The organism is Thermodesulfovibrionales bacterium, assembly GCA_026417875.1.
In the GTDB taxonomy this organism is placed as follows: domain Bacteria; phylum Nitrospirota; class Thermodesulfovibrionia; order Thermodesulfovibrionales; family CALJEL01; genus CALJEL01.
Genome location: JAOACK010000025.1, coordinates 1 through 22974 on the forward strand (window position 1 = coordinate 1; position 22974 = coordinate 22974).

The window sequence follows — 22974 nt, forward strand, 5'->3', positions numbered from 1 at the left end:
CCTGGAGACAATGTGAACATCACAGTTGAGCTTATAGCACCCATAGCCCTTGAGAAGGAGCTGAGGTTTGCCATAAGGGAAGGTGGAAGGACAGTGGGTGCAGGAGTAGTAACGGAGATACTGGAATAGGTAAAAAATGAATCAAAAGATTAGGATAAAACTTAAGGCCTACGATCACAGACTCCTTGATCAGTCTGTGAAAGAGATAGTGGAAACTGCCCAGAGAACGGGTGCTCGTGTAGCAGGTCCTGTACCACTTCCTACAAAGATAAGCAGGGTTACTGTTCTCAGGTCTCCACATATTGATAAAAAGTCCAGAGAGCAGTTTGAGATAAGAACTCATAAAAGACTTCTTGATATATACGATCCAACACCTCAGACGGTTGATGCTTTAATGAAACTTGAACTGGCTGCAGGTGTTGATGTGGAGATAAAACTATGACAGGAATACTTGGTAAAAAAATAGGAATGACCCAGATCTTTTCTGAAGATGGCGTGGCTATACCTGTGACTATCATTCAAGCAGGTCCATGTCCTGTTATTGAACTAAAGATACCAGAAAGGGATGGCTATGAGGCTGTAAAGATATGTTTTGATGAGATCACGAAGATTAAAAATGTTACAAAACCTGTTCTTGGAATATTTAAAAAAGCAGGATTGAAGCCTCACAGGATAATCAGGGAATTCAGGATGACAGGACTTAAGGTTGGAGATCTCATCACTGTTGAGAGATTTAAAAAAGGAGACAGGGTTGATGTCAGCGGCATATCAAAAGGAAAAGGGTTCCAGGGAATAATGAAGAGATGCAGGGCCCATGGTGGACCAGGTTCTCACGGTTCAATGTTTAACAGGGCACCTGGTTCAATTGGTTCGAGTTCCTTTCCATCAAGGGTATGGAAGAATAAAAGTATGCCTGGTCACATGGGTGCTGAAAGGGTAACGGTCAAAAATCTTACAGTTATTGAAGTTATGCCTGAGAAGAATCTTTTGCTTGTAAAAGGTGCTGTGCCCGGCGCCTATGGAAGTTATGTGGAAATAAGAAAGGAAGATTAATAAGAAAGGAAGATTAATATGGAGATAGAGATCAGGGACATAAACAATGCAGTTGTAGGAAAATACACTACAGATAAGTTTGACCTGACATCAGTGAAAAAAGAGGTGATTCACCAGGCAGTGGTCAATTATCTTGCCAACCAGCGACAGGGAACACATTCAACAAAGACAAGGGGCGAAGTGCGTGGAGGTGGAAGAAAACCCTGGAGGCAGAAGCATACTGGTAGAGCTAGACAGGGAAGTATAAGATCTCCTTTATGGGTTGGAGGTGGCATTGTTTTTGGACCAAAACCAAGGGATTATTACTATGAGCTTCCCAAAAAATTAAAAAGGGTTGCCCTTAAAGAAGCTATCGAGGGCAAGATCAGTGATAATGAACTTATTTTAATAGACAATATAAAACTTGAAAAACCAAAAACAAAAGATATGGTAACCATTTTGAAGAGACTGGGAATTGATGGAAGTGTATTAATAATCGCACCTGAGAAGGATGATAATCTGATCCTTTCTTCAAGAAATATACCCGGAGTTACAGTAAGAAGGGTTGCTGATGTTAATGCCTATGATATAGTTAGCCATGACAGAGTCATTATCTTTAAAGAGGCAATGAGTAAACTGGAGGCTGAAAGGATATGAACCTTACAATATACGATGTAATAAAAAGACCGCTCTTTACTGAAAAAGGTCATTTCCTCAAGGAAAGAGAAAATAAGATATTACTTGAGGTTCATCCTGATGCAAACAAGATAATGATTAAGCAGGCAGTGGAAGAACTTTTCAAGGTTAAGGTTGAGAAGGTAAATATAATAAATACCAAGGGAAAAAAAAGAAGACGCGGCCGCTATGAGGGCTTTACCTCAGGGATAAAAAAGGCAATAATCACATTAAAGCCTGGAGAAAAACTTGATTTCATTGAAGGAGCGTGATGCCTGATGGGAATAAAGATTTATAAGCCCACGTCACCTGGAAGAAGGTTTATGACAACTCCGGACTTCAGCGAGATCACAGCTGAAGAGCCTTACAAACCCCTTACTGTTCCCTTTAAGAAGACAGGCGGAAGAAATCACTTTGGTAGGGTGACAGCCTGGCACAGAGGTGGAGGTAATAAGAGACTCTACAGGATAATAGATTTTAAAAGGGATAAATTCGGTATCCCTGCAAAAGTGGAAACCATTGAATACGATCCCAATAGATCAGCCAGGATTGCCCTTTTAAAATATGCCGACGGAGAAAGAAGGTATATCCTTGCACCTTTGGGTCTTAAAGTTGGAGATGAGGTAATTTCAGGTACGGGTGTAGAGGTAAAGGCAGGTAATGCCATGCCTCTAAGTGAGATACCCCTTGGCACCTTTATTCATAATATAGAGCTCCGTCCTGGTGAGGGTGGAAAACTTGTAAGAGCAGCAGGCACAGCTGCCCAGCTGGTGGCAAAGGAAGATAAATACTGCCAGGTGAAGATGCCCTCAGGAGAGGTGAGGCTTATCCTTTCCAGCTGCATGGCTACTATTGGCCAGGTGAGCAATCCTGATCATGAAAATATATCAATTGGCAAGGCTGGCAGAAAGAGGTGGCTTGGCAGAAGACCCATTGTTAGAGGCGTGGCTATGAATCCAATTGATCACCCTCTTGGTGGAGGAGAAGGCAAGAGCTCGGGAGGAAGACCGGCTTGTACACCCTGGGGAAAACCAGAGGGTATCAAGACAAGAAGGAATAAAAAAACAGACAGGTTTATTATAAAGAGGCGAAAATAAATATGCCGAAAAGGGTTATCGGGAAAGAATCAGACTACCGGCTACTGACTTCAGATTATTCTATGAGGAGGCATTATGCCCAGGTCGCTTAAAAAGGGTCCTTTTGTTGATCCAAAACTAATGAAAAAAGTTCTGAGCATGATTGAAAGTGGCGATAAAAAGATCATAAAGACATGGTCAAGGAGATCTACTATTGTACCTGAGTTTATTGGCTTTACCTTTGCTGTCCATAATGGAAGGAAATTTATACCGGTCTACGTAACAGAAAATATGGTTGGCCATAAACTAGGTGAGTTTGCGCCAACAAGGACATTCAAAGGCCATGCAGGCTCAGAAAAGTCTGAGAAGAAGGGATAAGAGATGGAGGTAAAGGCAATCGCAAGATATATAAGGGTAACTCCAAGAAAGGCAAGGAGGGTTCTTGACCTTATCCGGGGAAAACGTGCTGGAGAGGCAGTGGTTGCACTCAGATTCATGCCTTACAGGGCTGCAAGATATGTAGAGAAGGTTCTCAAGTCTGCAATGGCAAATGCACTCCAGAAATCACCTAATCTTGATGTGGATTCTCTGAGGATTTCACATGCAGTTGCTGATCAGGGACCTGTAATGAAGAGAATTGAACCAAGGGCTATGGGAAGGGCAAATATTATAAGAAAAAAGACATGCCATATAACTATAGTGCTTGCTTCAAAGGAAAAAAAGGAGGTATAGATTGGGACAGAAGGTTCATCCTTTTGCAAACAGGATAGGTATAATCAGGACATGGGATTCGAGATGGTTTGCCCGCAAGGCAAAGGACTTTTCCCATTTTCTTTATGAAGATGTAAATATCAGAAAGAGTCTGAAACAGAGGCTGTATCATGCTGGTGTCTCAAAGATAGAGATAGAGCGCATAGGTCAGAAGATGAGAATAACCATTCATACGGCAAGACCTGGAATCATAATAGGAAAGAAGGGTGCTGAGGTGGACAGACTCAAAAAGGAACTTGAGGCTCTCACAGGAAGACAGGTAAATATTGACATAAAAGAGATAAGAAAACCCGAGATTGACGCTCAGCTTGTGGCAGAAAATATAGCACTTCAGCTTGAAAAGAGAGTCTCTTTCAGAAGGGCAATGAAAAAAGCAGTATCAAGCGCTCTCAGATTTGGTGCCCTGGGTGTTAAGGTAGCCTGTTCTGGAAGACTTGCAGGAGCCGAGATAGCAAGGACTGAATGGTACAGAGAAGGAAGGGTTCCCCTTCATACCTTCAGGGCTGATATAGATTATGGATTTGCCGAAGCAAGGACTACCTACGGAAAGATAGGGGTCAAGGTCTGGATATACAAAGGCGATATCTTGCCAGAAAAGCCGGGAGTTCAATCAAGTCCTGAGGCTCTAACACAGTAAAAGAGAGGTACCGAATATGTTAATGCCTAAAAAGGTTAAATACAGAAAGATGCAGAAGGGCAGGATGCATGGAAAGGCATACAGGGGTAGTTCTATAGCCTTTGGAGAATACGGACTTAAGGCACTCGAGCCTGGCTGGATTTCGAGCAGACAGATAGAGGCTGCAAGGGTGGCAATTCAGAGGCATCTCAAAAGAGGTGGAAAGCTCTGGATAAGGATATTTCCTGATAAGCCAATAACAAAGAAACCGGCTGAGACAAGAATGGGTAAAGGAAAAGGAAATCCTGAATACTGGGTTGCGGTTGTAAAGCCAGGAAGGATACTTTATGAAATAGGAGGAGTGAGTGAAGAAGTGGCCGTGGAAGCTATGAGGCTTGCCTCTTATAAACTTCCGGTAGCAACAAAAATTGTTAAAAGGGAGGAGGTCTTTGGATGAAGGCTTCCAGGTTAAGGGAACTCACTGTGGATGAACTCAGGCAAAAAGAGGCGGAATTGAGAAAGGAACTCTTTCACCTGCGGATTCAGAAGGCTACTGGTGACATACAGAATCCCAACAGGATCAAGGAAGTTAAGAGGGATATAGCAAGGATTCTTACCATAATTACAGAAAAAAAGAAGAAATCTTAAAGGATGGATATATATGGCTAAGAAGATATTTACAGGAAGGGTTGTAAGTGACAAAATGGACAAGACCGTGGTTGTTGAGGTTACAAGGCTTGTCCAGCATCCTCTATATAAGAAGACTGTAAAATACAGGAAGAAATTCATGGCTCATGATGAGGAAAACAGGTGCAGGGTTGGTGATATTGTTTCAATTATAGAATCAAGGCCTCTAAGCAAGAGGAAGAGATGGGTGGTACTTGATATTGTAAAGAAGGCTGCAGAAGGCGCTGAGCTAAAAGGTTCAGGTGATGAGGTTCTGACTGATGATCTGAAGAAGGAGGCGAGATAAGATGATTCAGCTAAGGACAATACTTGAGGTTGCCGATAACTCAGGAGCAAAGAAGGTTCAATGTATAAAGGTCCTCGGCGGTTTTCATAAAAAATATGCACGCCTGGGGGATGTTATAGTTGTAAGTGTCAAGGAGGCTCTTCCTGATAGCAATATAAAAAAGGGTGATAAAGCAAAAGCTGTCGTGGTCAGGACAAAAAAGGAGACCAGAAGACCCGATGGAACCTATATCCGTTTTGATCAGAATGCAGTTGTTCTTATAAATGCCCAGGGTGAGCCAATAGGTACGAGGATATTCGGTCCGGTGGCAAGAGAGCTCAGGTGGAAGGAATTTACAAAGATAATATCCCTCGCACCGGAGGTTCTGTAGGAGGAAGTATGTCTTTAAGGATAAAAAAGAATGACAATGTGATGGTCATATCGGGTAAATATAAAGGAAAGACTGGAAGGGTTATAAAGGTAATGCCTTCTGAAGAGAAGGTGATAGTGGAAAAGATTAATATTGTAAAGAGACATATGAAACCCAGTAAGAAGTATGCGCAGGGAGGCATTATTGAAAAAGAAGCACCTCTCCATATCTCGAAGGTTATGCTCCTGTGTCCTAAGTGTGATAAACCGACAAGAATAGGAGCTACCATACTTGCTGATGGTAATAAGGTGAGGGTCTGCAAGAAGTGCAAGGAGGTAATAGATACATAATGTTACCGAGGCTGAAAGAAAAATACATAAAGGAAGTAATACCCTTAATGATGAAGGAGTTCTCCTATAACAATGTTATGCAAGTCCCGAGACTTACAAAGGTAGTGATAAATGTGGGACTGGGAGAGGCTATTCAGAATATAAAGCTCCTTGAGACAGTCCAGAAGGAGATAGCACAGATTACAGGACAGAGACCTGTTCAGACAAGGGCAAAAAAGGCAATAGCAGCCTTCAAATTACGAAAAGGAGTTCCCATAGGCTGTAAGGTAACACTCAGGGGTGACAGGATGTATGAATTCCTGGACAGACTGATCAATCTTGCCCTTCCGAGAATAAGGGATTTTAAAGGAGTTCCTCTGAGAAGTTTTGATGGTCATGGTAATTATACACTTGGAATAAAAGAGCAGCTTATTTTTCCAGAAATAGATGCAGATAAGGTTGATTTTATCTACGGTATGGATATAACAATAGGCACAACAGCTCGTTCAGATGAAGAGGCAATGGCATTGTTGAGGCATCTTGGTATGCCTTTCAGAAAAGGTGTTAAGAAATAAAGGAGACAGAGATGGCAAGGGTTTGTATGATTGAAAAGTCTAAGAGGCCGCCGAAGTTCAGTACAAGGCAGAGGAATAGATGTAAAGTATGCGGAAGACCGAGGGCTTATTTAAGAAGATTTGGTCTCTGCAGAATCTGTTTCAGAGAAATGGCACACCGGGGTCTTATACCTGGTGTGAGAAAGGCAAGCTGGTAATCAGAGGTGAAGAATGCTTAGTGATCCTATAGCAGACATGCTCACAAGAATCAGAAATGCCATTATGATAAAGGCAGATAAGGTTGATGTACCTGCCTCAAGGCTCAAGCTCGAGATAGCAAAGATAATGAAAGAAGGCGGGTTTATTAGGGGATACAAGATAATAAAGGATAAGAGGCAGGGTGTACTTCGCATATCCCTTAAATACTCAGATGGCCAGAGCGCAATAAATGGTCTTAAAAGAGTGAGCAAACCTGGAAGGCGGGTATATGTTGGAGTTGAGGAGATTCCCCGAGTAATGGGCGGAGTGGGAATGGCGATCTTGACCACGCCAAAAGGTGTAATGTCTGACAGGAAATGCCGTGAGTTAAGAGTAGGTGGAGAGATTATCTGTTATATATGGTAAAAGGAGTTTGAGAAATGTCAAGAATAGGTAAAAAGCCTGTAGAGATACCAAAGGGTGTTGAGGTAAAGATTGACAGAAATTTTATTACAGCAAAGGGTCCAAAGGGAACCCTTACAGTAGAGATACATCCTAGGATAAAGGTCTCTATTGAAGATGGAAAGATTATCCTAAAAAGACCTACAGACGAAAAACAGGACAGGGCACTACATGGTACCATGAGGGCACTTGTAGCCAATATGATTCACGGTGTGTCACAGGGTTATGAAAGGGTACTGGAGATATTCGGAGTGGGTTACAGAGCTCAGCTTCAGGGAAACAGGCTTATATTCAGCCTTGGATATTCACATCCTGTAGAATTTCAATTACCGGAGGGAATAAAGGCTGCAGTAGATTCCAAGCAGACAACTATCACACTCAGTGGAGCTGATAAGGCACTTCTGGGGCAGATAGCAGCAAATATAAGGGCATTGAGACCACCCGATCCTTATAAGGGTAAAGGAATAAGATATGCTGGTGAACAGCTGAGACTTAAACCTGGCAAAGCTGGAAAGAAATAGGAGGTTCCCTTGGCAAAAATAAAAGGAAGAAAACTGAGACACGAAAGAATCAGAAAAAATATTTCCGGAACTTCTGAAAGACCAAGACTCTGTATTTATAAGAGTCTGAAATATATTTATGCCCAGATAATAGATGATACGAAGGGTCATACCCTTGTGAGCGCAACGACTCTGGAAAAGGAATTTTCAGAGCTCCGAAGCAGGGATACTATTGAGGCTGCAAAAAGGGTTGGTGAGTTGATTGCAAAGAGGGCACTTGAGAAAGGCATTAAAAAGGTAGTTTTCGACCGGAGCGGTTATCCTTATCATGGAAGGGTAGCTGCACTTGCTGATGCAGCACGGAACGCAGGACTTGAATTTTAAAAAGGAGGTTACCAAGGAGTGCCAAAATCCATAGTTGAGAGAATAACTCCAGAAGGAGAACTAAAGGACAAGATAGTTTATATAAACAGGGTTGCAAAGGTTGTAAAGGGAGGTAGAAGATTCTCATTCAGTGCTCTTGTGGTTGTTGGTGATGGAAATGGCGTAGTGGGAGCCGGTAAGGGAAAGGCTGCTGAGGTTCCTGATGCAATCAGAAAGGCAATAGAGCAGGCAAAAAAATCTCTTATCAAGATTCCTATTAAAAATGGCACTATCCCTTACCAGATTATAGGCAAATTTGGTGCTGTAAAGGTTGTAATGAATCCAGCACCAAAAGGAACAGGTATTATAGCAGGTGGTGGGGTAAGGGCAGTTTTTGAGGTTGCAGGTATTACGGATATAGTGGCAAAAGTCATTGGAAACCACAACGCCTTTAATACAGTCTGGGCTACTATGGAGGGCTTGAAGGAACTTAAGGACCCTGAGGCAGTTTTAAGAATCAGGGGAAAGATTGAAGAACCTCAGGAGGAGGTTAATACATGAAGAGACTGGCAATCACCCTAAAGAGAGGCTATCCCGGAGTGCCTGAGAAACACAGAAGGATACTTCAGGCCCTTGGTTTAAGAAAAAGGCACCAGACAGTTATAAAGGATGATGTTCCATCAATAAGAGGCATGGTATCAAAGGTAATTCATTTGGTTGATATAAAGGAGACAGTCCAATGAAGATAGAAGAGTTAAAGCCAGCTCCGGGAAGTAAAAAGAGAAAAAAAAGGGTTGGTCGTGGAATCGGCTCCGGTCATGGAAAGACATCAACAAGAGGCCATAAAGGACAGAAGGCCCGGTCAGGTGGGACAAAGGGTGCGGGTTTTGAGGGAGGCCAGATGCCCCTTCAGAGAAGACTTCCCAAAAGGGGATTCACCAATGCTCCTTTCAAAAAGGAATATGCAATTATTAATCTTAAAGATATTGAAAAATACGGTCTTTCTGAGGTGAGTCCAGAGGTGCTGCTTGAGAAGGGTATAATAAAGGACCTCAAGAGCGGACTGAAGGTACTTGGAGAGGGAGAGATTAAGAGACCTTTAAAGGTCAGGGCTCATGCATTCAGCGAATCTGCCCTTGAAAAACTTAAGGCTGTAGGCTCAACAGTTGAGGTAATTTCAAGTTGAGAATCCTGGAGGTTTTCCAGAATATATTCAAGATAGAGGAGCTGAAGAATCGCATAATCTTCACACTCCTCATGCTCATTGTCTATAGAATAGGAGCACACATCCCCACCCCTGGAATAAATGGTGAGGCACTGAGCAGATTTCTCATGGAGAGGGGTGGTGCACTTATGGGCTTTTTTGATATGTTTTCTGGAGGAGCACTTTCCAGGCTCACTATCTTTGCCCTTGGCATAATGCCATATATAAGTGCTTCAATTATACTTCAGCTTCTCACTGTAGTGATACCTGCTCTTGGAAGACTTGCAAAGGAAGGAGAATATGGAAGAAAGAAGATAGTCCGTTATACAAGATACGGCACAGTCATTATAAGTGCAATACAGTCCTTTTTTATAGCAATTGGACTTGAGACCATGTCCCAGGGAGAATTCATTACCAATCCTGGATGGGGTTTCAGACTCATGACCATGATAACCCTTACATCAGGTACTGCCTTTATTATGTGGCTTGGTGAACAGATAACAGAACGAGGTATAGGAAACGGTATTTCTTTAATAATCTTTGCAGGAATAGTAGCAAGAATGCCAAATGCAGTGATAAATACAATAAACCTTATACGCACAGGAGAGCTATCCCTGCTCTTTATGATATTCCTTGTACTCCTTATGGTTGCGGTTGTCGCAGGTATAATATATATTGAAAGGGGTCAGAGGAAGATTCCTGTACAGTATGCAAAGAGGGTTGTGGGAAGAAAGGTTTACGGAGGCCAGAGCACGCATCTGCCATTAAAGATTAATACATCAGGTGTAATACCTCCAATTTTTGCATCATCTATCATAATGTTTCCGGCAACGATTGCAGGGTTTGCAGGTATTCCCTGGATACAGGGTGTTGCAAAGCAGCTATCACCTGGAACAGTTATTTACACCATACTCTATGTTGGACTTATATTCTTTTTTGCTTATTTCTATACAGCTATTATATTCAATCCTGTGGATATAGCGGATAACCTGAAAAAATACGGTGGCTTTATTCCAGGGATAAGACCGGGACAGAAAACCTCAGAATATATATACAGGGTATTGAGCAGGCTTACCTTTGTGGGAGCGGCATATCTTTCGGTAATATGTGTTTTGCCAGAAATACTTATTCAGAAGGCTAATGTGCCCTTTTATTTCGGAGGAACATCTCTGTTGATTGTTGTTGGAGTGGCTCTTGACACTGTATCTCAGATTGAGGCACATCTGGTAACACGTTCCTATGAAGGATTCTTGAAAAAAGGAAGGATAAGAGGCAGGCGGGGCTAAAAAACTTTTACTTATTAGGGATCACTTTTACTATTTAATTTTTACGATAATAGATGTGATTATATTAAAATCACCTTATGAGATAAAAATGATTGAGAGGGCGTGTAGGATTGCAGCAGGTGCCCTTGAGATGCTTGCTAACGTTATAAAGCCTGGCGTAAAGACAAAGGAACTTGAAGAATACGCTGAGGCTTATATAAAGGCAAAAGGTGGTATTCCTGCCTTTAAGGGATACAGGGGATATCCAGCTAGCATATGTGTTTCTGTTAATAACCAGGTAGTACACGGAATTCCCTCACAGAGGGTTCTGAAGGACGGAGATATAGTAAGTATTGACTTAGGTGTTATATATGAAGGTTATTATGGAGATGCTGCAAGAAGCTATGGTGTTGGAAACATCGGAGAGCTGCAGAAAAAGCTTCTTGAGGTTACAGAGAGGGCACTTTATATTGGTATTGATAAAGCTAAGGCAGGCAACCGAGTGGGTGATATATCATCAGCAATACAGAATTATGTTGAATCCAATGGGTTTTCAGTTGTAAAGGCCTTTGTTGGTCACGGAATTGGAAAATATCTTCATGAAGAGCCTCAGGTGCCAAATTTTGGCAAACCGGGCAAGGGACCAAGACTGAAAGAGGGCATGACCATAGCAATAGAGCCCATGGTAAATACAGGTTCACCCGACGTAATGATCCTTGAAGATGGCTGGACTGCTGTCACAGTAGATGGTGGCTATTCAGCTCATTTTGAGCATACAGTTGTGATCACCAGAAATGGTGCTCAGATATTGACTAAATTGAATTAAAAAGGTATAATGCAAAGTTGCCCAAAGAAGAGAGCATAGAGGTCCAGGGAACAGTAGTTGAGGTCCTGCCTAATGCCATGTTCAGGGTAGAACTGGACAACGGCCAGGTAGTCCTGGCTTATATATCAGGAAAAATGCGAATGCATTTTATCAGGATTCTGCCCGGCGACAGGGTGCTTGTTGAACTCTCACCCTATGATCTTTCAAAGGGCAGAATCACATACAGATTTAAATAAAGGAGTTAATAATAATGAAGGTGAGAGCATCGGTAAAACCAATCTGTTCAAAATGCAAAATCATAAAACGCAAAGGCGTTATAAGAATTATATGCGAAAATCCTAAACATAAACAGAGACAGGGCTGAGAGGTGGAAAAATGGCAAGAATAGCAGGTGTCGATCTACCAAAAAATGAAAGGGTGGAGATTGCCCTAACTAGGATATTTGGTATTGGCAGGTCTCTTTCAAACAAGATCCTTCATGAAACCGGTGTTAACCCCAATACCAGGGTAAAGGACCTTAAGGATGATGAGATAGTGAAGATAAGGTCTGTTATAGAGAAGGATTATAAGGTTGAAGGGGAACTGAGAAGAGAGATTGCAATGAATATAAAGAAACTTATAGATATAAACTGTTACAGGGGTATAAGGCACAAACTCGGCTTACCTGTATGGGGTCAGAGGACAAGGACAAATGCAAGAACCCGCAAGGGGCCAAGACGTGCCGCAGTAGGTAAAAAGAAGGAGGCTTAAAAATGGCGCAGAAAAAAAGGGGAACAAAAAAAGAAAAGAAACATATAACAACAGGGATTGCCCATATACAGGCAACATTTAACAATACAATAGTTACCATTACAGACCAGAATGGAAATGTTCTTACCTGGGCTTCAGCAGGGAGTCTTGGTTTTAAGGGTTCAAGAAAGGGTACGCCCTATGCTGCTCAGATGGCTGCTGAGGCCGCTGCAAAAAAAGCAATGGATATGGGAGTGAGGCAGGTTGATGTGATGGTGAAAGGTCCCGGAGCAGGAAGGGAATCGGCAATAAGGGCTATTCAAGCTGCAGGACTTGATATAAATCTTATCAAGGATGTAACACCTGTACCTCATAATGGTTGCAGACCTCCCAAGAGGAGAAGAGTTTAAGATTAAAAGATAAAAAGGAGGATAGAAAATAGATGGCAAGATATACAGGACCGGTATGCAGGCTTTGTAGAAGGGAGGGAGAGAAACTCTTTCTTAAAGCTGACAGATGCTATACTGATAAATGTGCCATAGAGAGGAGAAAATATCCACCGGGTCAGCACTGGCAGAACAGGCCGAAGCCTTCAGATTACGGTCTTCAGCTCAGAGAGAAACAGAAGTTAAAAAGAATATACGGAGTTCTTGAGAGGCAGTTCCGGAGATATTTTGAGATTGCCTCAAAGAAAAAGGGTGTAACGGGAGAGGCCCTCTTACAGCTCCTTGAGCTCAGGCTTGACAATACTGTCTATAGACTCGGCTTTGCATCAGGTATAAGGAGTGCCAGACAGCTTGTAAGTCACGGTCATGTTCTTGTTAATGGTAGAAAGGTAAATATTCCATCTTATAATCTCAGACCAGGAGATGTTGTTGAGATTAGGGAACAGAGTAGGAGTATTGAGAGCATTCGTGAGAGCCTTGAAAAGGCAGAACACAGAGGTATTCCTTCATGGCTTGAGCTTGATAAGGATAATATGAGAGGAAAGGTACTCCGTGTTCCTTCAAGAGAAGAGATACCTGTAAGCGCTCGTGAACAGCTGGTAGTAGAGCTGTATTCAAAATAGTAAGACCTTTAGTCTGGAGGTTCAGAAACCTTCTGAACTTCCATGCTTTTCATTTTTCCAAAAAAGAAGGAGGTTTTATGAATTTAAGGAAAAAGGGTTTTCAACTTCCTCAGAAAATAAAATTTGATGAAGATACATTGAGTCCGACATTCGGAAGGCTTGTTGCAGAGCCCTTTGAAAGAGGCTATGGCATTACTGTTGGAAATGCCCTGAGGAGAGTACTTCTTTCATCCATAACAGGAGCTGCAGTAACTGCTATTAAGATAAAGGGAGTGCTTCATGAATTTTCTTCCATTGATGGCGTCAAAGAAGATGTGGTTGATATTATCTTGAATGTAAAGAAAATAAGGCTGAGGATACACGGTGATGGCAAAAAGACAGGTACGATTGCTGAAAAAGGTCCAAAGGTTGTTAAGGCTGGTGATATAAAGGTTGATGGTTCTGTTGAAATTTTGAATCCAGATCTTACCCTTGCAACACTTGATAAAGGAGCCACACTTGAAATGGAACTCTTCATGGGTACAGGAAAGGGATATGTTCCTGCTGAGGTTAACAAGGAAGCAGATTATCCAATAGGTGTTATAGCTGTTGATTCTCTCTTCAGCCCTGTAAAAAAGGTCAATTTCTGGGTGGAAAAGGCAAGAGTTGGAAGATCAACAGATTATGACAAGCTCATAATGGAGATAACTACTGATGGAAGCGTGACACCTGAGAGGGCAATTTCTGAGGCAGCAGGTATACTCGTTGAACATTTTGACCTCTTCATACTTGAGGAGGACGCAATATACCCGATGGAAGAAAGGGCAGGTACAAACTCCCAGACTGGAACTGCAACAGTAAACGAGAATCTTCTTAAGAGTATAGATGAGCTTGAGCTTTCTGTGAGAGCTCACAACTGCCTCAAGAATGCAAATATTCAAACAATAGCTGACCTTGTCCAGAAGACGGAACAGGAGATGTTAAAAACCAAAAATTTCGGCAGAAAATCTCTTAATGAAATTAAGACTATCTTAAGGAGCATGGGTCTTGATTTTGGTATGAAGATTGATATGGAGGCCCTCAAGGCACTTGAGAGAGGAGGTAAGACAAATGCGCCATAGAGTAGACGGAAGACTCTTTGGAAGACCGGCAAATCAGAGGAAAGCACTTCTCAGAAACCTTGTTGCATCCTTAATAGAACACCAGAGGATAGAGACCACCATACCAAAGGCAAAGGAAGCAAAGAGGATAGCGGAAAGGCTTGTGAGCCTTGCAATTAAAGGTGACCTCGCATCAAGGAGGCTTGCCATGACCTACCTTCCGAATAGAGAACTGGTAAGCCACCTTTTCAGTGAAATAGCTCCAAGATTTGCTGGAAGAAACGGTGGCTATCTCAGGATAGTGAGGACAAGGAGGAGAGTGAATGACAGGTCTGAGCTGGCGGTACTTGAATTCGTAGATTATGAAGATATCAAAAAGAAAGAGTCAGAAAAAACAAAGGCAAAAGAGGAGAAGAAATGAGTGATTTACTTATTGTAATAATTGCACTGGTAGTTTATCTATTGCTTCAGTTTATGATATTTCCAAAACTCGGGGTTCCCACCTGAGGTGTTTCTAAGAAGGGTTCTGAGAATCCGAAAAAAAACTGCTCTATTCCTCAGAAAAAATAAATTCTAGGGCATCAGTTCTTTCTTTAACAAATTTGAGGATGTCCTTTTCTCTTTCTTTCAACTTAAAGAGCTCATCGCTTATATTAAGCGATGCAAGGATCGCTGCCTTAAGTGGTGGCATATTTGGAGAATTCTTAAGAATCTCTCTTATCCTTGAATCTACAAATCTGGCAAGTTCATTCATGTATTCTGGCGATGCATCTCCCTTCAGTAGATATTTCTGTCCCAGTATATAGACCTCTGTGCTCTTCATATATCAAGCTCCTCTATCTCCCGCATAATCTGTTCAATCTCCTTTTTGAGATAAAGTCTTTCAGTTCTTAGACCTTCGATCTCCGAAGACTGCTTTTTTACAATTGCTTCAAGCTCCTGTACCCTTTTTGAAAGCTGCTGATTTTCAGCCTTCAGTGTCTTTGCCCTTGCAATCAATTTTGAGATACGCTCCCCGAATTCCTTTAACCCAGCATCTTCAATATTATTCTGGGGTCTCACGTCTCCTTCCTCAAATAATCCTTTCTTCATGTTCATAAAATACCAGAAGAACAGAGGTTCTTGCAAGTTTTTAATGGACTGAATTGTACTGATAGAAATCTAAAGATATTCCATACAATTGCCTTTAAAAAAGGAGGTCTTTACAGACTGAATTAAATGGAGAAACAGAGCACATTACGGTTATAATAACCTATGGGTGTATTCATCAATTATACTTTAGAACCATGCACTAAGGGGAGGATAAGTGCTGTCACAGTTATAATTGCTTTCATGTGCCTCTTTTTTATTGAGGACTCTCTGGCAGAAGATATAATCGCTCCTGTCTGTCCTGATCAAAGTGGTCTTTCTGAAAGGCTTGAACTATCAATACACTATTTTCAGTCTTCTGAATTCCAAAGGGCAGCAGATTTATTGAAAGACCTTGAGACCTGCCCTGATACTTCTTCCATTACTGACCTCCTGCTTTTTTTAAGAGGAGAAGTCCTCATGGCTCTGTCGCCACAGGAGGCGAGAGTTGCTTATGAGAAAGTGCTCGAACTCTGTAGATTAAGACACTGTTCACCCCTGATTATCAAAAAAGCAAGATACAGACTAGTTGAAATTTCCCTTTTAAATAATAGTGAGTATGGAATCAGCCAGCTTGAAGGATATGTGGAGGCCTATCCTGAAGAAGACCATGCAAGTTATCTTCTCGCTTATTTAAAAGAGAGGGAGGGAAAGGATGCAATAAATATCTATAAAAGGCTCTATATAAAAAACAGTCCCTTTTCTGAACTTTTTAAGGATAGAATAAACCTTAATATGCTTACCCATGAAGAATTTGAAGAAAAGATAAAAGGTCTTATCAGACTTGTCAGATATGATGAGGCTGAGAAATCAATCCTCGAAAGACTTAAGACTGAAGGAGACCGTTTAAAGATAGAGTCTTTAAGAAAACTTCTCGGAAATGTTTATTTTAAAAAGAAAAAATATAAAGAGTCAGCAGAGGAATTCTCCTTTTCGAAAGAATACTATCTTCTAGGTATTTCCTATCTAAGGTCAGGTGACTATGAAAAGGCAAAAAAGGTAATAGAGAAACTTGTTAATTCAGGAGACAGAAGAGTCATACCGGTTGCCGTAGCCTATGCGAGGACTTTAAGAGATAAAGGAGATTACAGTGGCTCCCTTGATTATCTCAAGAAGATTTTAAAATACTTTCCCTTTGATTCAGAACAGATTCAGTGGGCGATTGCATGGATTCATTACAGGACAGGAAATTATAATGAGGCAAAGAGGATACTAACCTTGCTTCAGGAAAAATATAATAAAGCTCGTTATACCTACTGGCTTTTGAGAATAGCTGAACTCAGTAACCAGAAAGTAGAAGGTCTTAGCAGTACAGCAGAACAGTCCTCTGCTAATGATATTTATCATAGCTACAGAAAGCTCATGGAACAGGAAAGTGGGTTTTATAGCCTTCTGGCAAGACAGAGATATGAAAAAAAGTATACAGAAATAAAAAGTGCAAAGGTTGAGTCTTTAGATTTACAGACCATGGCAGCCTCCTTTATTTCAGAAAATAACGGTTTTAAACCTCCTGATACCGTAAACAGGAGATTTTCTTTATTTCTGAAACTCGGATTTAAGGAAGAACTTGCAGATGAAATTGGAGCACTCCTTAAGAATTGCATTAAGACTCCCCAGCCCCTGGAATTTCCAATGACATTACAGGAGATGTCATCAAGGTCAGATAATAGCGTAATCCTCAGGATCTCCTATCCTGAGCAAAGAGATTGTAGGGAAATACTCAGAGCAGCAGGTCTTTTCTTTTACACCTCAGGTCAGTACCACAGGGCAGTTGGCCTTTATTCAAGATTAAAAACACTTCCAGAGATGAAGGAGAGGATTGATGAGAGATTCCTCTATCCTATTGTTTATCCTGATCTCATCTTAAAGATATCCAGGATTCACAGTATAGACCCTTACCTTCTTCTATCCATCATGCGTGAAGAAAGCAGATATAATCCCGATGCAATATCTCCTGCCGGTGCTGTAGGACTCATGCAGATAATGCCCTATACAGCAGAAAGGCTTCTGAGAACAGGTGCAGTAAAAAATAATCGTAATTCAAACCAGCTATTATATGATCCCGAATTCAATATCCAGCTTGGGGCACTCTATTTGAGGAAACTTTTAGATCAATATAAAGAGATTCCAGTTGCGATCGCTGCTTACAATGCTGGAGAGGCTGTTGTTGATTCATGGCTTAAGAATGGTTATTCATCAATGGATGAATTTATTGAAGACATACCCTATGGTGAGACCCAGAATTATGTCAAGAGGGTCCTTACCACTTATGAAATGTATTTAAGACTTTATGCACCAAAATAGTTTAAAAAATTGAAAATCTGAAGTTTTCTTAAAGCTAATTTATTTTTTATAAGATCATAAAGCATGGGCAGTAGTTGCCAATATTGCTGATCATAAAACCCTTGTTGCTTTGGCAGCTTTAAGGAGATTAGAAAGGATGTGATTAGCTGTCTCCTAAATTATCTGGCTTCTTCCTCCAATATCCCTTGATAGGCTCTAATCTTTAAGAGATTAAGGAAAAATATAACAGAATAAATTTAGGTCATCTTCTCTGTAAATAAGGCTCCCTAAGGACTGAGATTATTGATGTTCATATAACCGGCTAATTACTGCTGCGAATATTCTATCCGTACTTACTGTGTTATTAAAGCAACTTGTCCTTCTTCTTACTTCTTGCATCTTACTGCGGGGATGAGCCTCCCTCCACATCAATGTACATTGCTTCCATGCATTTGTCACCTCTGCTTGCCTTATTTACACCTACGAGGTGGCAATCTTTATCTCTTCCTAACTCTCATGCCCTTAATCCCTTCATCACTTAATTGCCAAAAATCCTTAAAACTCTTTTGATATTCCCTCCATAAATCTGTTAAACTTAGGTCAGTGAGTTCTTTCACTGCCATGGGGTGTGTCCTCCTTTCTTTGAGAAATTTATTGTTAATTATGGAGGATACACCCTTTTTTCTTTAATTTTAAATTTTACGCAGAAAATTTTACATTTCCTAGCTTATACACAAGGTTGACTTTTTATGATTCTTCATGCTTAAATAATTGAGGATAATAAGCCACGAAGGCTTAAAAGACCATGAAGGTCAGAGAAGCCTTTGTGGCTTTTTATTTTGCAATCTCAGGAGGTATTCATGAAAATTATATTTTCTCCTTTGAGACTGCCACTATTTTATCTCTTCGTGATTCTAAGCTCTACCTTAATCTTTTCATATGCCCGTGCCTATCATCCCCTTATAACGGATGACACAGGTACTCAGGGAAGTGGTAGGTTTCAGTATGAATTTCAGGTGGAATACGGTAGCGATAAAGAAGACGGAATAAAGACAGAGGAATTCACATTAAATAATACTTTAACATATGGATTAACAGATAACATTGATATATCTATTGCGGTCCCCTATATTTACTGGAAGGAAGAAAATGGTCAGACCATTGATGAGGAGGGATTTTCTGATTTAGAGCTCGGGATAAAATACAGATTTTATGAAAGGGAAGGATTAAAGATTGCCATTAAGACATCAATCACTATTCCATCAGGAGATGAAGAAAGGGGTCTTGGAACAGGTCGTTTTACCGGAAAGGCATTTCTTATAATTGACAGAGAATTTAAGGACTTAACACTCTTCTTTAATGCTGGATATATAAGAAATGAAAACAGGATTGGTGAAAGAGAAAATCTCTGGCATTTATCCGTGGCTGGTGAGTACAGGTTAAGAGAAGATTTCAAGATAGCAGCCAATGCTGGAGTGGAGGAAAATCCTGACAGTACATCAGATGAAAAGCCTGCTTTTTTATTAGGTGGTATTGTTTATTCAGTAACAGACACCTTTGACCTTTCAGGGGGTATCAAGGCAGGACTTACAGAGCCCGAGACAGACCTGAGCCTTTTGGCTGGGATAACATTGAGATTTTAAGGAGGTTTATTATGCATATACCTGATGGATATTTAAGTCCCCAGACCTACATACCTCTTTATGGTGCAAGCGCTCTGTTCTGGGCTATTGCAATTAAAAAGCTCAAGAGAGAACTATCAGAAAAACAGGTTCCCTATCTTGCCATGGCAGCTGCCTTTTCATTTCTTATCCAGATGTTTAATATTCCCATACCTGGTGGTACTACGGGTCATGCTGTAGGTGCCTCAATAACTGCTATACTTCTTGGGCCATGGTGTGCAGTAATTGCTGTGAGCACTGTACTAATAATACAGGCAATAGTCTTTGGTGATGGAGGTATTACAGCAATAGGGGCTAATTGTTTTAATATGGCTGTAGTGATTCCCTTTGTTTCTTACTGGGTATTCAGGGCTATTGCTGATAGCGAGAGAAAAAAAAGGATTTATATAGGTGCCTTTCTTTCAGGATATATAGGCCTTACAGCGGGTGCACTCCTTACAGCAATTGAATTTGGTATCCAGCCATTGATAGCTACAGACAAAGCTGGCAATCCCCTTTATGCACCCTACCCATTAAAGATTGCCGTCCCGGCAATGGCACTGGAGCATTTATTGTTATTCAGTATTATTGAAGGCCTTCTTACAATGGCTATTCTGAGATATTTTGTAAGGCATGAGCCCGGGCTTGTTTATAGCCTTAAAGGAGGTGTAGCATGAGTTCTTTCAAGAAAAGACTTTTAATTGGTTTATTTATTCTTGCCCTTTTGAGTCCACTGGGAATAATTCTACCTGAGGTCTTCAAGGCAGGTGATGCCTGGGGAGAATGGGATGTTGATGCATTAAAGGAGATGCTCGGTTTTATTCCTGAGGGAATGAGGAAACTTTCTGATCTCTGGAAGGCTCCTATACCTGATTATAATCTTGGAGGAGAAGAGGCCTCACTGCTAATTCAGGTCTTATCTTATATACTTTCTGGTATCCTTGGTATTTTGCTTGCTGGAGGAATTATATATATCTTTGGCAAAATGGCACGCAGGAGGAGGATTTGAGCTCAAAAGTAAGAACGAGCTTTATTGACAGGGGGATTCAGTCCATTGGTGAGCTGAAGGCCCTTCTGGGCGATGCACCAGCAGATAGTATTGCAAGACATATCAGGGCTGAGATTAAGGTGGTATTGGCCCTGCTCTTTATAATACTTACGAGTTTCATGAACCGGATTGAGCATTTATTATTCCTTTCTCTTGTTTTGCTATCGCTTTCAATCCCTTCAAGAGTTAAGAGTGAAGATTTTAAAAGACTTGTAATACTTACATTTTTCTTTGGATTTTTGCTCAGCCTTCCTGGAGCTCTTAATCTTCTTGTTAAAGGAGAGGTGGCTATAAGACTCTTAACACTAAAAAGATCCTATGATATATGGATATACCATATTCCCCAGGAGATAGGCTTTACACTTCAGGGTCTTGAGAGGACAGGAGTTCTCACCCTCAGGGTTTTTAATTCTCTGGCAAGTTCATTTATCCTTATCAGGACAACAACCTTTGAAGAACTTATGGTTGCTCTGAGAAGGTTCAGGATACCCTGGATATTCCTCATGATAGTAATGCTCTCCTATAGATATATACTTACCTTTTCAAAGGTTGTGGAGGATTTCTATCTCGCGAAAAAGGCAAGATTTGCTGGCAGACTTGATAAAACCATCATTCAGAACTGGATTGCTGGTAGGATTCATTTTCTTTTTAAGAAGACAATGGCACTGGCTGAGGAGCTCACCTTTGCAATGAAGGCAAGGGGCTCAGGAATAACAGGTATGAAGATAAAGAATCATACAATCCATGATGGACCTGATTTTAATAACTCTGATTGTATAAGAGTAGAAAGAGTAAATTACAGCTATACCCGGGACACTACTGCACTTATAGATATTTCTCTTGCAATTAATAAGGGTGATAGATACGCAATCCTGGGTGCAAATGGAAGCGGAAAATCAACACTTCTTAAGATAATGGCAGGTCTGCTCCATCCCTCTTCCGGAAAGGTATTTTTCAAAGGCAGAGAGGTGACTGAAAGTGCTCTACGGAAACCTGATTTTCTGCGAGAATTCCGGTCCTCTGTTGGATATGTTTTTCAGGATCCTGATGTGCAGCTTTTTTCAGCAAATGTGTATGAAGAGCTCATGTACGGACCTCTTCAGCTCGGACTTAATGAGGAAGAGGCAAGAGACAGGGCTGAAGAGGTTATGGAGATGCTCAAGATAAAGGGCCTTAAAGACAGACCTCCCTACATGCTATCAGGCGGTGAGAAAAAGAGGGTTGCCATAGGTTCTGTGCTGACCATGAACCCCGAGATACTTTTACTTGATGAGCCAACATCAGGCCTTGATCCTCGGACGCAGTGTTTTCTTGTCGAATTGCTTCTCCTGTTAAATGAGGCAGGAAAGACAATCGTGATAGCCACCCATGATCTGGCTCTGGTAGAGGAACTGCATTGCAAGGTAGCTGTTCTTTCTGAGGAGCACAGGATTGAGAAAACAGGTACTGCTGAGGATATTTTAAAGGATGAGGAATTGCTGCTTAAGGTCAACCTTGTCCATGAACATGTTCACCGCCACGGGTCTGTAGCACACAGACACATTCATTCCCATTATTTATTTCATAAACATTGAAAGGAGAAAAATAGATGGATGATCTCAAGANATTAAGACATCTTATACATCACTGGAAGGTACATAACAATGAACATGGAGATACATACAGAAAATGGGCAGAGAGAATAGAGAGTGCAGGGAATAAAGACCTTGCAGAGGCACTTAGATGCCTTTATGAAAAAACTAAGGAACTTGATGCCTGTTTTAAGAGAGCCGAGGAAGTGGCCAGTAGCTTATCACCGATGGACTGAGAAATATTTTGTGTAATAACCTGTCAGAAGACAGGACTTTTTAAAGGTATAAAAGGATTTTAAAAGCCATGAAGGCTGAGCACCATGAAGGTGCAGGCTCATGGCTTTTTCAATTTTTGAATTAAAAGATAATTCCAATCTGCTAAATAGAAATCCTTACAGGGAGAAAGATTTATGACCGGTATAACCTGTAAAAGAGTAGCGACAGTTAAGTTCTGGGATAGTTATGCAAAATGGTATAAACTCTGGATAGAACATAATGATTATCATGACAGTATCATCAAAACTCTTGCCATGATGGTTGAGCCAGGCTGGAAAGTGCTTGATATAGGAGCGGGGAATGGAATTCTTTCCTTGCCTCTCTGTGCTATAGGATGTGATGTTACAGCAGTTGAGCCTTCTACAGGTATGAGAAGTCTTCTTTATGAATGTGCCTTCAGCCGTGGAATTGACTGGCTTAAGATTGACGAACGAAGATGGGAGGATATACCTGTTTTTGAGCTTAAAGGTTATGATCTTGTAATTGCATGTAACAGCCTCCACCTTACAGAGATTGGCTTCATCCGCGCTTTTGAGAAGATTTTCCGTGCAGGCCCAAGACATGTTTTTCTCATCACAGAATTAAGTGATAAGATTAAGGTTAAATGGCAATACAGAGATTACCGTATAGCCTTTGCAAGATTTTATGAAACAGATAGCTCCTTTGCCTATCACAATCTCGATGAATGTCTTGAACACTGGACTCTCAAAAAGGGCAGACCCCTCAGTCAGGAAGAATTTGAAGAAATAACCTCAAAACTTGTTTATGAAAAAGAGCACTTGTGGCTTAAGGATAAAGCAATAGTTGGAATGTACTGGTGGAGGAAGGAAGTGGGATGCAAAGATTGATTTATGCTGGAAAATTAAGATTTCTGTTTACAGTTAGCAGAATTTTGTATAATATATAATATCGGCGGTGTAGCTCAGCTGGTCAGAGC

General features: G+C 41.0%; 39 protein-coding genes and 1 pseudogene. 37 read left to right on the top strand and 3 right to left on the bottom strand.

The features are described 5' to 3' along the window. From tuf to rplQ, 31 genes and pseudogenes are all read left to right on the top strand, one after another. The coding region (gene tuf / locus N2257_05930; protein MCX7793926.1) for an elongation factor Tu at positions 1 to 129 on the top strand (129 nt) is incomplete at its 5' end. A 7-nt stretch (positions 130 to 136) separates the two neighbouring features. Then, on the top strand, positions 137 to 442 hold the full coding sequence (gene rpsJ, locus N2257_05935; protein ID MCX7793927.1) for a 30S ribosomal protein S10: 306 nt from the start codon (positions 137 to 139) through the stop codon (positions 440 to 442). Beyond that, a complete protein-coding gene (rplC, locus tag N2257_05940; protein MCX7793928.1) occupies positions 439 to 1053 on the top strand; it encodes a 50S ribosomal protein L3 in 615 nt (204 codons plus the stop codon). The genes rpsJ and rplC overlap by 4 nt, the downstream gene beginning before the upstream one ends. 18 nt (positions 1054 to 1071) lie before the next feature. After that, entirely contained in the window at positions 1072 to 1689 is a 618-nt protein-coding gene (gene rplD / locus N2257_05945) for a 50S ribosomal protein L4 (GenBank protein ID MCX7793929.1), read from the top strand. Further along, positions 1686 to 1979, top strand: a complete 294-nt coding sequence (rplW, locus tag N2257_05950) for a 50S ribosomal protein L23 (protein ID MCX7793930.1) — start codon at positions 1686 to 1688, stop codon at positions 1977 to 1979. Before rplD ends, rplW begins: the two co-directional genes overlap by 4 nt. 6 nt (positions 1980 to 1985) lie before the next feature. Then, on the top strand, positions 1986 to 2804 hold the full coding sequence (gene rplB / locus N2257_05955; protein ID MCX7793931.1) for a 50S ribosomal protein L2: 819 nt from the start codon (positions 1986 to 1988) through the stop codon (positions 2802 to 2804). Between the two features lie 75 nt (positions 2805 to 2879). Further along, positions 2880 to 3161 carry a 30S ribosomal protein S19 gene (rpsS, locus tag N2257_05960; protein MCX7793932.1) on the top strand — a complete coding sequence of 94 codons (282 nt, stop codon included), beginning with the start codon at positions 2880 to 2882 and terminating at the stop codon, positions 3159 to 3161. 3 nt (positions 3162 to 3164) lie between these two features. Continuing rightward, positions 3165 to 3515 carry a 50S ribosomal protein L22 gene (gene rplV / locus N2257_05965; GenBank protein ID MCX7793933.1) on the top strand — a complete coding sequence of 117 codons (351 nt, stop codon included), beginning with the start codon at positions 3165 to 3167 and terminating at the stop codon, positions 3513 to 3515. A 1-nt stretch (position 3516) separates the two neighbouring features. Then, a complete protein-coding gene (rpsC, locus tag N2257_05970; protein ID MCX7793934.1) occupies positions 3517 to 4191 on the top strand; it encodes a 30S ribosomal protein S3 in 675 nt (224 codons plus the stop codon). 16 nt (positions 4192 to 4207) lie between these two features. Beyond that, positions 4208 to 4627, top strand: coding sequence for a 50S ribosomal protein L16 (rplP, locus tag N2257_05975; protein MCX7793935.1), 420 nt, complete (start codon positions 4208 to 4210; stop codon positions 4625 to 4627). Beyond that, positions 4624 to 4818: a 50S ribosomal protein L29 gene (gene rpmC, locus N2257_05980; GenBank protein ID MCX7793936.1), complete on the top strand. Its 195-nt coding sequence runs from the start codon at positions 4624 to 4626 to the stop codon at positions 4816 to 4818. The genes rplP and rpmC overlap by 4 nt, the downstream gene beginning before the upstream one ends. Before the next feature lie 13 nt (positions 4819 to 4831). After that, positions 4832 to 5071 (top strand): annotated as a pseudogene (rpsQ, locus tag N2257_05985) (30S ribosomal protein S17). A 73-nt stretch (positions 5072 to 5144) separates the two neighbouring features. Further along, on the top strand, positions 5145 to 5513 hold the full coding sequence (rplN, locus tag N2257_05990; protein MCX7793937.1) for a 50S ribosomal protein L14: 369 nt from the start codon (positions 5145 to 5147) through the stop codon (positions 5511 to 5513). Positions 5514 to 5521: 8 nt separating this feature from the next. Further along, positions 5522 to 5842: a 50S ribosomal protein L24 gene (rplX, locus tag N2257_05995; protein ID MCX7793938.1), complete on the top strand. Its 321-nt coding sequence runs from the start codon at positions 5522 to 5524 to the stop codon at positions 5840 to 5842. Next, positions 5842 to 6396, top strand: coding sequence for a 50S ribosomal protein L5 (gene rplE / locus N2257_06000; GenBank protein ID MCX7793939.1), 555 nt, complete (start codon positions 5842 to 5844; stop codon positions 6394 to 6396). The genes rplX and rplE overlap by 1 nt, the downstream gene beginning before the upstream one ends. An 11-nt stretch (positions 6397 to 6407) precedes the next feature. After that, a complete protein-coding gene (locus N2257_06005) occupies positions 6408 to 6593 on the top strand; it encodes a type Z 30S ribosomal protein S14 (protein ID MCX7793940.1) in 186 nt (61 codons plus the stop codon). Positions 6594 to 6606: 13 nt separating this feature from the next. After that, a complete protein-coding gene (gene rpsH, locus N2257_06010; protein ID MCX7793941.1) occupies positions 6607 to 6999 on the top strand; it encodes a 30S ribosomal protein S8 in 393 nt (130 codons plus the stop codon). Positions 7000 to 7013: 14 nt separating this feature from the next. Further along, entirely contained in the window at positions 7014 to 7556 is a 543-nt protein-coding gene (rplF, locus tag N2257_06015) for a 50S ribosomal protein L6 (GenBank protein ID MCX7793942.1), read from the top strand. Positions 7557 to 7565: 9 nt separating this feature from the next. Beyond that, entirely contained in the window at positions 7566 to 7919 is a 354-nt protein-coding gene (rplR, locus tag N2257_06020; GenBank protein ID MCX7793943.1) for a 50S ribosomal protein L18, read from the top strand. A gap of 30 nt (positions 7920 to 7949) precedes the next feature. Further along, on the top strand, positions 7950 to 8459 hold the full coding sequence (gene rpsE / locus N2257_06025; GenBank protein ID MCX7793944.1) for a 30S ribosomal protein S5: 510 nt from the start codon (positions 7950 to 7952) through the stop codon (positions 8457 to 8459). Continuing rightward, on the top strand, positions 8456 to 8641 hold the full coding sequence (rpmD, locus tag N2257_06030) for a 50S ribosomal protein L30 (protein MCX7793945.1): 186 nt from the start codon (positions 8456 to 8458) through the stop codon (positions 8639 to 8641). The genes rpsE and rpmD overlap by 4 nt, the downstream gene beginning before the upstream one ends. Beyond that, entirely contained in the window at positions 8638 to 9084 is a 447-nt protein-coding gene (rplO, locus tag N2257_06035; protein ID MCX7793946.1) for a 50S ribosomal protein L15, read from the top strand. The genes rpmD and rplO overlap by 4 nt, the downstream gene beginning before the upstream one ends. After that, positions 9081 to 10388 carry a preprotein translocase subunit SecY gene (gene secY, locus N2257_06040; protein MCX7793947.1) on the top strand — a complete coding sequence of 436 codons (1308 nt, stop codon included), beginning with the start codon at positions 9081 to 9083 and terminating at the stop codon, positions 10386 to 10388. The genes rplO and secY overlap by 4 nt, the downstream gene beginning before the upstream one ends. A 55-nt stretch (positions 10389 to 10443) precedes the next feature. Beyond that, positions 10444 to 11193: a type I methionyl aminopeptidase gene (map, locus tag N2257_06045; GenBank protein MCX7793948.1), complete on the top strand. Its 750-nt coding sequence runs from the start codon at positions 10444 to 10446 to the stop codon at positions 11191 to 11193. Positions 11194 to 11210: 17 nt separating this feature from the next. After that, a complete protein-coding gene (gene infA / locus N2257_06050) occupies positions 11211 to 11429 on the top strand; it encodes a translation initiation factor IF-1 (protein ID MCX7793949.1) in 219 nt (72 codons plus the stop codon). A gap of 14 nt (positions 11430 to 11443) precedes the next feature. Continuing rightward, complete coding sequence (rpmJ, locus tag N2257_06055; GenBank protein ID MCX7793950.1) at positions 11444 to 11557, top strand: 50S ribosomal protein L36; 114 nt, start codon at positions 11444 to 11446, stop codon at positions 11555 to 11557. Between the two features lie 11 nt (positions 11558 to 11568). Then, positions 11569 to 11943: a 30S ribosomal protein S13 gene (rpsM, locus tag N2257_06060; GenBank protein ID MCX7793951.1), complete on the top strand. Its 375-nt coding sequence runs from the start codon at positions 11569 to 11571 to the stop codon at positions 11941 to 11943. Positions 11944 to 11945: 2 nt separating this feature from the next. Further along, positions 11946 to 12332: a 30S ribosomal protein S11 gene (gene rpsK / locus N2257_06065; GenBank protein MCX7793952.1), complete on the top strand. Its 387-nt coding sequence runs from the start codon at positions 11946 to 11948 to the stop codon at positions 12330 to 12332. A 32-nt stretch (positions 12333 to 12364) separates the two neighbouring features. Beyond that, positions 12365 to 12991, top strand: coding sequence for a 30S ribosomal protein S4 (rpsD, locus tag N2257_06070; GenBank protein MCX7793953.1), 627 nt, complete (start codon positions 12365 to 12367; stop codon positions 12989 to 12991). Between the two features lie 77 nt (positions 12992 to 13068). After that, entirely contained in the window at positions 13069 to 14091 is a 1023-nt protein-coding gene (locus N2257_06075) for a DNA-directed RNA polymerase subunit alpha (GenBank protein ID MCX7793954.1), read from the top strand. Then, positions 14081 to 14491: a 50S ribosomal protein L17 gene (gene rplQ, locus N2257_06080; protein ID MCX7793955.1), complete on the top strand. Its 411-nt coding sequence runs from the start codon at positions 14081 to 14083 to the stop codon at positions 14489 to 14491. Before N2257_06075 ends, rplQ begins: the two co-directional genes overlap by 11 nt. 129 nt (positions 14492 to 14620) lie before the next feature. Here the strand turns inward: rplQ and N2257_06085 are convergent, their stop codons facing one another. Next, a complete protein-coding gene (locus N2257_06085) occupies positions 14621 to 14893 on the bottom strand; it encodes a cell division protein ZapA (GenBank protein MCX7793956.1) in 273 nt (90 codons plus the stop codon). Continuing rightward, positions 14890 to 15162, bottom strand: a complete 273-nt coding sequence (locus tag N2257_06090; GenBank protein ID MCX7793957.1) for a hypothetical protein — start codon at positions 15160 to 15162, stop codon at positions 14890 to 14892. Before N2257_06090 ends, N2257_06085 begins: the two co-directional genes overlap by 4 nt. A 162-nt stretch (positions 15163 to 15324) precedes the next feature. Between N2257_06090 and N2257_06095 the strand changes: the two genes are divergently transcribed. Next, positions 15325 to 17502, top strand: a complete 2178-nt coding sequence (locus tag N2257_06095) for a transglycosylase SLT domain-containing protein (protein ID MCX7793958.1) — start codon at positions 15325 to 15327, stop codon at positions 17500 to 17502. A gap of 476 nt (positions 17503 to 17978) precedes the next feature. Here N2257_06095 and N2257_06100 read toward each other — a convergent pair whose 3' ends face one another. Next, positions 17979 to 18104 (bottom strand): hypothetical protein, encoded by a 126-nt coding sequence (locus N2257_06100; GenBank protein ID MCX7793959.1) that lies wholly within the window; start codon positions 18102 to 18104, stop codon positions 17979 to 17981. A gap of 237 nt (positions 18105 to 18341) precedes the next feature. Between N2257_06100 and N2257_06105 the strand changes: the two genes are divergently transcribed. From N2257_06105 to N2257_06125, 5 genes are all read left to right on the top strand, one after another. Continuing rightward, positions 18342 to 19124: a transporter gene (locus N2257_06105; GenBank protein ID MCX7793960.1), complete on the top strand. Its 783-nt coding sequence runs from the start codon at positions 18342 to 18344 to the stop codon at positions 19122 to 19124. Positions 19125 to 19135: 11 nt separating this feature from the next. Then, entirely contained in the window at positions 19136 to 19819 is a 684-nt protein-coding gene (gene cbiM / locus N2257_06110) for a cobalt transporter CbiM (GenBank protein MCX7793961.1), read from the top strand. Then, on the top strand, positions 19816 to 20151 hold the full coding sequence (locus N2257_06115) for a hypothetical protein (GenBank protein ID MCX7793962.1): 336 nt from the start codon (positions 19816 to 19818) through the stop codon (positions 20149 to 20151). Before cbiM ends, N2257_06115 begins: the two co-directional genes overlap by 4 nt. Next, positions 20148 to 21764, top strand: coding sequence for an ATP-binding cassette domain-containing protein (locus tag N2257_06120; protein ID MCX7793963.1), 1617 nt, complete (start codon positions 20148 to 20150; stop codon positions 21762 to 21764). Before N2257_06115 ends, N2257_06120 begins: the two co-directional genes overlap by 4 nt. A 407-nt stretch (positions 21765 to 22171) precedes the next feature. After that, positions 22172 to 22885, top strand: coding sequence for a methyltransferase domain-containing protein (locus N2257_06125; GenBank protein ID MCX7793964.1), 714 nt, complete (start codon positions 22172 to 22174; stop codon positions 22883 to 22885). Positions 22886 to 22974 lie beyond the last annotated feature (89 nt).

Excerpts from the sequence above, each read along its gene's own strand:
- rpsJ (MCX7793927.1), top strand. The coding sequence starts at position 137 with ATGAATCAAAAGATTAGGATAAAACTTAAGGCCTACGATCACAGACTC.
- rplC (MCX7793928.1), top strand. The coding sequence starts at position 439 with ATGACAGGAATACTTGGTAAAAAAATAGGAATGACCCAGATCTTTTCT.
- rplD (MCX7793929.1), top strand. The coding sequence starts at position 1,072 with ATGGAGATAGAGATCAGGGACATAAACAATGCAGTTGTAGGAAAATAC.
- rplW (MCX7793930.1), top strand. The coding sequence starts at position 1,686 with ATGAACCTTACAATATACGATGTAATAAAAAGACCGCTCTTTACTGAA.
- rplB (MCX7793931.1), top strand. The coding sequence starts at position 1,986 with ATGGGAATAAAGATTTATAAGCCCACGTCACCTGGAAGAAGGTTTATG.
- rpsS (MCX7793932.1), top strand. The coding sequence starts at position 2,880 with ATGCCCAGGTCGCTTAAAAAGGGTCCTTTTGTTGATCCAAAACTAATG.
- rplV (MCX7793933.1), top strand. The coding sequence starts at position 3,165 with ATGGAGGTAAAGGCAATCGCAAGATATATAAGGGTAACTCCAAGAAAG.
- rplP (MCX7793935.1), top strand. The coding sequence starts at position 4,208 with ATGTTAATGCCTAAAAAGGTTAAATACAGAAAGATGCAGAAGGGCAGG.
- rpmC (MCX7793936.1), top strand. The coding sequence starts at position 4,624 with ATGAAGGCTTCCAGGTTAAGGGAACTCACTGTGGATGAACTCAGGCAA.
- rplN (MCX7793937.1), top strand. The coding sequence starts at position 5,145 with ATGATTCAGCTAAGGACAATACTTGAGGTTGCCGATAACTCAGGAGCA.
- rplX (MCX7793938.1), top strand. The coding sequence starts at position 5,522 with ATGTCTTTAAGGATAAAAAAGAATGACAATGTGATGGTCATATCGGGT.
- rplE (MCX7793939.1), top strand. The coding sequence starts at position 5,842 with ATGTTACCGAGGCTGAAAGAAAAATACATAAAGGAAGTAATACCCTTA.
- N2257_06005 (MCX7793940.1), top strand. The coding sequence starts at position 6,408 with ATGGCAAGGGTTTGTATGATTGAAAAGTCTAAGAGGCCGCCGAAGTTC.
- rpsH (MCX7793941.1), top strand. The coding sequence starts at position 6,607 with ATGCTTAGTGATCCTATAGCAGACATGCTCACAAGAATCAGAAATGCC.
- rplF (MCX7793942.1), top strand. The coding sequence starts at position 7,014 with ATGTCAAGAATAGGTAAAAAGCCTGTAGAGATACCAAAGGGTGTTGAG.
- rpmD (MCX7793945.1), top strand. The coding sequence starts at position 8,456 with ATGAAGAGACTGGCAATCACCCTAAAGAGAGGCTATCCCGGAGTGCCT.
- rplO (MCX7793946.1), top strand. The coding sequence starts at position 8,638 with ATGAAGATAGAAGAGTTAAAGCCAGCTCCGGGAAGTAAAAAGAGAAAA.
- rpmJ (MCX7793950.1), top strand. The coding sequence starts at position 11,444 with ATGAAGGTGAGAGCATCGGTAAAACCAATCTGTTCAAAATGCAAAATC.
- rpsM (MCX7793951.1), top strand. The coding sequence starts at position 11,569 with ATGGCAAGAATAGCAGGTGTCGATCTACCAAAAAATGAAAGGGTGGAG.
- rpsK (MCX7793952.1), top strand. The coding sequence starts at position 11,946 with ATGGCGCAGAAAAAAAGGGGAACAAAAAAAGAAAAGAAACATATAACA.
- rpsD (MCX7793953.1), top strand. The coding sequence starts at position 12,365 with ATGGCAAGATATACAGGACCGGTATGCAGGCTTTGTAGAAGGGAGGGA.
- N2257_06075 (MCX7793954.1), top strand. The coding sequence starts at position 13,069 with ATGAATTTAAGGAAAAAGGGTTTTCAACTTCCTCAGAAAATAAAATTT.
- rplQ (MCX7793955.1), top strand. The coding sequence starts at position 14,081 with ATGCGCCATAGAGTAGACGGAAGACTCTTTGGAAGACCGGCAAATCAG.
- N2257_06085 (MCX7793956.1), bottom strand. The coding sequence starts at position 14,893 with ATGAAGAGCACAGAGGTCTATATACTGGGACAGAAATATCTACTGAAG.
- N2257_06090 (MCX7793957.1), bottom strand. The coding sequence starts at position 15,162 with ATGAAGAAAGGATTATTTGAGGAAGGAGACGTGAGACCCCAGAATAAT.
- N2257_06095 (MCX7793958.1), top strand. The coding sequence starts at position 15,325 with ATGGGTGTATTCATCAATTATACTTTAGAACCATGCACTAAGGGGAGG.
- N2257_06100 (MCX7793959.1), bottom strand. The coding sequence starts at position 18,104 with ATGGCAGTGAAAGAACTCACTGACCTAAGTTTAACAGATTTATGGAGG.
- N2257_06105 (MCX7793960.1), top strand. The coding sequence starts at position 18,342 with ATGAAAATTATATTTTCTCCTTTGAGACTGCCACTATTTTATCTCTTC.
- cbiM (MCX7793961.1), top strand. The coding sequence starts at position 19,136 with ATGCATATACCTGATGGATATTTAAGTCCCCAGACCTACATACCTCTT.
- N2257_06115 (MCX7793962.1), top strand. The coding sequence starts at position 19,816 with ATGAGTTCTTTCAAGAAAAGACTTTTAATTGGTTTATTTATTCTTGCC.
- N2257_06125 (MCX7793964.1), top strand. The coding sequence starts at position 22,172 with ATGACCGGTATAACCTGTAAAAGAGTAGCGACAGTTAAGTTCTGGGAT.